This is a genomic window from uncultured Marinobacter sp., from assembly GCF_963974375.1.
GTDB lineage: Bacteria > Pseudomonadota > Gammaproteobacteria > Pseudomonadales > Oleiphilaceae > Marinobacter.
The window spans coordinates 1-4980 of record NZ_CAXBDN010000294.1 but is presented as its reverse complement, the minus strand read 5'-3'; the positions used below and the strand labels follow the sequence as shown (position 1 = coordinate 4980).

The 4980-nt window shown below is 59.2% G+C and carries 5 protein-coding genes; 2 read left to right on the top strand and 3 right to left on the bottom strand.

Going from position 1 to position 4980, the window contains the following annotated elements; translation table 11 throughout:
- Positions 1-12 precede the first annotated feature (12 nt).
- From trmB to AAC035_RS18525, 3 genes are all read right to left on the bottom strand, one after another.
- On the bottom strand, positions 13-729 hold the full coding sequence (gene trmB / locus AAC035_RS18535; protein WP_339806584.1) for a tRNA (guanosine(46)-N7)-methyltransferase TrmB: 717 nt from the start codon (positions 727-729) through the stop codon (positions 13-15).
- A 53-nt stretch (positions 730-782) separates the two neighbouring features.
- Entirely contained in the window at positions 783-2318 is a 1536-nt protein-coding gene (locus AAC035_RS18530; protein WP_339806583.1) for a YifB family Mg chelatase-like AAA ATPase, read from the bottom strand.
- Positions 2319-2395: 77 nt separating this feature from the next.
- Positions 2396-2653 (bottom strand): accessory factor UbiK family protein, encoded by a 258-nt coding sequence (locus AAC035_RS18525; protein WP_339806582.1) that lies wholly within the window; start codon positions 2651-2653, stop codon positions 2396-2398.
- Positions 2654-3196: 543 nt separating this feature from the next.
- Here AAC035_RS18525 and glnK point away from each other — a divergent pair.
- A complete protein-coding gene (gene glnK / locus AAC035_RS18520) occupies positions 3197-3535 on the top strand; it encodes a P-II family nitrogen regulator (protein WP_339806581.1) in 339 nt (112 codons plus the stop codon).
- A gap of 72 nt (positions 3536-3607) precedes the next feature.
- Positions 3608-4879 carry an ammonium transporter gene (locus AAC035_RS18515; RefSeq protein WP_339806580.1) on the top strand — a complete coding sequence of 424 codons (1272 nt, stop codon included), beginning with the start codon at positions 3608-3610 and terminating at the stop codon, positions 4877-4879.
- Positions 4880-4980 lie beyond the last annotated feature (101 nt).

Sequence of the window (4980 nt, the reverse complement as noted above, 5' to 3'; positions counted from 1 at the left end):
CAGCCGACCAGGCTAGTTGGTGCGGCGGTACAGCAAGTCCCAGACCCCATGTCCCAGGCCCTCGCCCCGTTTCTCGAATTTGGTGATTGGCCGATCCTCCGGGCGAGGTGCATAGCCGCCTTCAGCGAGGGAATTCTCAAAACCCTCTGAATCGTTCATTACCTCCAGCATATGTTCGGCATAATTCTCCCAGTCCGTTGCCAGATGCAGTATGCCGCCCACCCGGAGCTTGTGCCGGATCCGCTGCACAAAATCATGCTGGATCAGCCGGCGCTTGTTGTGGCGTTTTTTGTGCCAGGGGTCAGGAAAGAAAATCATCACCCGGTCAAGACTGGCATCCGGCAGACACAGATCAATGACATCATTGGCATCGATCTCGTAGACCCGCAGGTTCTCAAGGCCCTGCTCTTCCACTTCCTTGAGCACGGCACCAACCCCGGCGTGATGGACTTCCACACCAATAAAATCCTGTTCCGGTGCAGCTGCCGCCATTGCGGCCAGGGACTGGCCCATACCGAAACCGATCTCCAGATTGAGCGGCGCGTCGCGCCCGAATACCTGCCTGGGATCGATGACACCCTGCTCCCGACCCAGGCCGTAGAGCGGCCAATTCCGCTCGTAGGCTTTTTTCTGGCCTTCGGTCATACGGCCCTGGCGGATCACAAAACTGCGAACTCCACGACGGGTGGTAATACCGGCACCGCCGGCGGGTTTGTCTGAATCAGTCATAGTCTGGTCCTGATGGGCGATCATCCCTGAGCGCCGGATGCATGAAGAAATGACTACAGTTTAACAGACACTGGCGCCGGGGCAGAGCGGGATGGCTTTCGGTCCAGCTTGCGATAACCCAATGCCTCGACCAGGTGGCTGCGTTCAATCGCCTCATGCCCGGCCAGATCGGCAATCGTGCGGGCAACCCGAAGAATCCGGTGCAAGGCCCGGGCCGACAGACCCAGGCGCTCCATGGCCATGACCAGCATGGCACTGCTCTCATCATCCAGCTCGCAATGCCGCTCCAGATCCGGACCCGACAGGCTGGCATTGATCGCTCCCCGGGCCAGGGCACGGCTGCGGGCCGACTCGACCCGGTGGCGCACAGCGGCACTGGACTCACCGGCCCCGGACGCCTGCATCAGAATTTCACCGCTTTGCACCGGCACCTCAACGTGAAGATCAAACCGGTCCAGCAAAGGGCCGGACAAGCGCGACTGGTAACGGGTTATCTGCCGGGGAGCGCACTGGCAGTCGATGGTGGGATGCCCCAGGTAGCCACAGGGGCAAGGATTCATAGCGGCGATGACCTGAAATCGCGCAGGGTAGGTTACCTGACTGGCGGCCCGGGAAATCACTATTTCACCGGACTCCATGGGTTCCCTCAGCACCTCGAGCACCTTGCGGTCAAACTCCGGCAACTCATCCAGGAACAGCACGCCCCTATGTGCCAGTGATATCTCGCCGGGACGAGGACTACTGCCACCCCCGACCAGAGCGACGGCGGATGCGGTGTGATGAGGAGCACGGTAGGGAGGCTGGCGCCAGTAACCGCTGCGAACCGGTAATCCCGCCACCGAGTGGACACAGGCCACATCCAGTGCCTCCCGGTCCCCCAGCGCGGGCAACAAACCCGGCAGGCGACTGGCCAGCATGCTTTTGCCGGTGCCGGGCGGGCCGAACAACAACAGATTATGGCCACCAGCAGCGGCAATTTCGAGGGCGCGCCTGGGTACATGCTGCCCCCGCACATCCGCCAGATCCGGGGCATCCACAGGGGCAGGACCCGGCTCCATGGCCGGCACCAGCGACAGCCTCTCGGTCCCGGTGAGATGCTCGCAAACCTGAAGCAGATGGCCCGCACTGTAGACATCGTCCGCCGCTGCCAGCGAGGCTTCCTCCCGGTTGTCGTCCGGTACCAGCATCCGCCGGCCGGCGTCACGGGCCGCCATGACCGCCGGCAGCACGCCCCTGACAGGGCGCAAGGTACCGTCGAGGGCAAGTTCTCCCAGGCATTCAAGTGTGGTCAGGGATTCCGGGGGCAGCTGTCCGGAGGCAGCAAGAATACCAAGGGCAATCGCCAGATCGAAGCGGCCGCCTTCTTTGGGCAGATCGGCCGGGGCCAGGTTGATGGTGATACGACGGGCCGGAAATTCGAAGCCGGCGTTGAGCAGCGCGCTGCGAACGCGATCCTTGCTTTCGCGCACCGCCGTCTCCGGCAGGCCCACTATGGACAGGGCCGGCAGGCCATTGGACAAGTGTACTTCCACGGTTACCGCAGGAGCGCTGACGCCCAGGCGGGCACGGGTATGAATAGTGGCGAGCATATCGGTCTTCCCTGACTGAAACCAGATTCCTCAGATTTGCTGTGACGCCTGCCATTTCCCCTGGTCAGGCACCGGCCTTACTGGCCGCCAGCAGCATTACCTTCCAGTTCGGCAACCCGCCGCTCCAGAGCTTCGAGTTTTTCGCGGGTTTTCAGCAACACCGCCTGCTGGGCATCGAATTCTTCCCGAGTGACCAGCTCGAGCCGGGACAACACCGATAAGGCAGCGGCCCGGGCATGTTGCTCCACGTCGTCTTTTGCTGCGCGCGCCATATCCGGTACAAACTGACCGAACTGACCCTGAAGCTGTGTAAGAAAATCCTGGGGAGACTTCACGCTACGCTCCTGTTGGTTATAAAGGGACATGAGATTGCAAGGAGAAATGGCACCACGGCACCACGGCACCACCGTCACAGTATCCGGATCTTGCCGGCAATCAGCCAGGACCGCAGTTCTGCTCCCTGATTCTGATGCCCACAGGGGTGATGCCCAAACCTCGCGGAGGGCCCCGGGCCTTCGCCACCCGTGGCGCGAGTGTAACATAACAGGCTCTCTGCCATACTATTGCTCAGCCTGTCATAATGAGGCCTGGCAGGAGACGTTGAATACCATCAGCTTGCTCTGGCCTGCGAACGATAGTGCACCAAAATGGAACACAAAAGCAGCGAACGCGCCATTATGGCGCGCCAGCAAGAACCATTTTGGTTCACGTTGATTTTAATATACTGATTTTAAAAGATTATTTTGCGTTGGCACACACGATGCTATGTCCCCCGTACGCAATCCGCACAATTGGTGTGCGAGGTGGCAGCATCCCGAACCCGGCTCATCCGCCCAGGCGGTAAGAAAACCGGGACGGCAAACTCCAAGGAGACAGCAATGAAACTTGTGACAGCGATCATCAAGCCTTTCAAGCTGGATGATGTCCGTGAGGCACTATCCGAGATCGGCGTTCAAGGCGTAACAGTTACCGAAGTCAAAGGCTTCGGCCGTCAGAAAGGACATACCGAGCTCTACCGGGGCGCGGAGTATGTTGTGGATTTCCTGCCCAAGGTCAAGGTAGAGGTCGCCATCGGTGACGCCCTTCTGGACCAGGTCATTGAGTCCATTACCAAAGCCGCCAATACCGGCAAGATTGGCGATGGCAAGATCTTCGTCACCGAGCTGGAACAGGCGATCCGGATCCGGACCGGCGAGACCGGCGAAGAGGCCGTCTGAACACAGACGCTTAAGCAGTCAGGCCAACGCAACTTTCAATAATCCTGTTAAGCCTCGTGCGGAGGGCTTCCTATGGAAAATCAGATCATAGAGCTACAATTCTCGATAGATACCTTTTATTTTCTGGTCTGCGGCGCATTAGTAATGTGGATGGCCGCAGGTTTTGCCATGCTCGAATCAGGGCTGGTGCGTGCCAAAAACACCACTGAAATCCTGACCAAGAACGTCGCTCTGTTTGCCGTCGCCTGCACCATGTACATGGTGTGCGGTTACGCCATCATGTACGGCGGCGGCATTTTCCTGACCGGCATCAATGAAGTTGACCTCGAAGGTGTTCTGGCTCAGGGAGCTGAAGGCGGCTTCTACGGTGACGACGGTATCGGGCCCTACGCTCCGGCGTCTGACTTCTTCTTCCAGGTGGTATTTGTTGCGACCTGTATGTCCATCGTTTCCGGTGCTGTTGCAGAACGCATGAAGCTCTGGGCGTTTCTGGCGTTTGCTGTGGTCATGACTGGTTTCATCTACCCGATGCAGGGTTCCTGGACCTGGGGTGGTGCCGACGTGTTTGGCATGTTCAACCTTGGCGATACTGGCTTCAGTGACTTTGCCGGCTCCGGTATTGTTCACATGGCCGGTGCTGCGGCAGCCCTCGCAGGCGTTCTGCTGCTGGGTGCCCGTAAAGGCAAGTATGGCCCCAACGGTGAAATCCGGGCTTTCCCCGGTGCCAACATGCCACTGGCGACTCTCGGTACCTTCATCCTGTGGATGGGCTGGTTCGGCTTCAACGGCGGCTCGGTCCTCAAGGCCAGTGACGTCTACAGTGCCAGCAGTGTTGCCATGGTGTTTCTGAACACCAACGCAGCAGCAGCCGGTGGCGGTATCGCAGCCCTGATCACTGCCCGTCTGATGTTTGGCAAGGCTGACCTGACCATGCTGCTGAACGGTGCTCTGGCCGGACTGGTCACCATTACAGCAGAGCCTTCCACTCCGACTGCACTCACTGCGACGCTGTTTGGTGCCGTGGGCGGTATCCTGGTGGTGTTCGCCATCGTCACGCTGGATAAACTGCGTATCGATGATCCGGTTGGCGCCATCTCGGTGCACGGTGTCTGCGGTATTCTCGGACTGATGCTGGTGCCGATCACCAATGGTGATGCCAGCTTCTTCGGCCAGATTGTCGGTGCCCTCACCATCTTTATCTGGGTCTTCGTTGCCAGCCTGATTGTCTGGGGTATTCTCAAGGCGGTCATGGGCATCCGGGTAACCGAGGAAGAAGAGTACGAAGGTGTGGATCTCTCCGAATGTGGTATGGAGGCCTATCCGGAGTTCGTGTCCAGCAAGTAAGTCCGCAAGGACCCAACGCAGAAAGGGCAGCCCTCGGGCTGCCCTTTCTTTTTGCGCTGTGTCCCGTCCTGAAATACGTTGTCATCTGGAGAGTGAGCAGA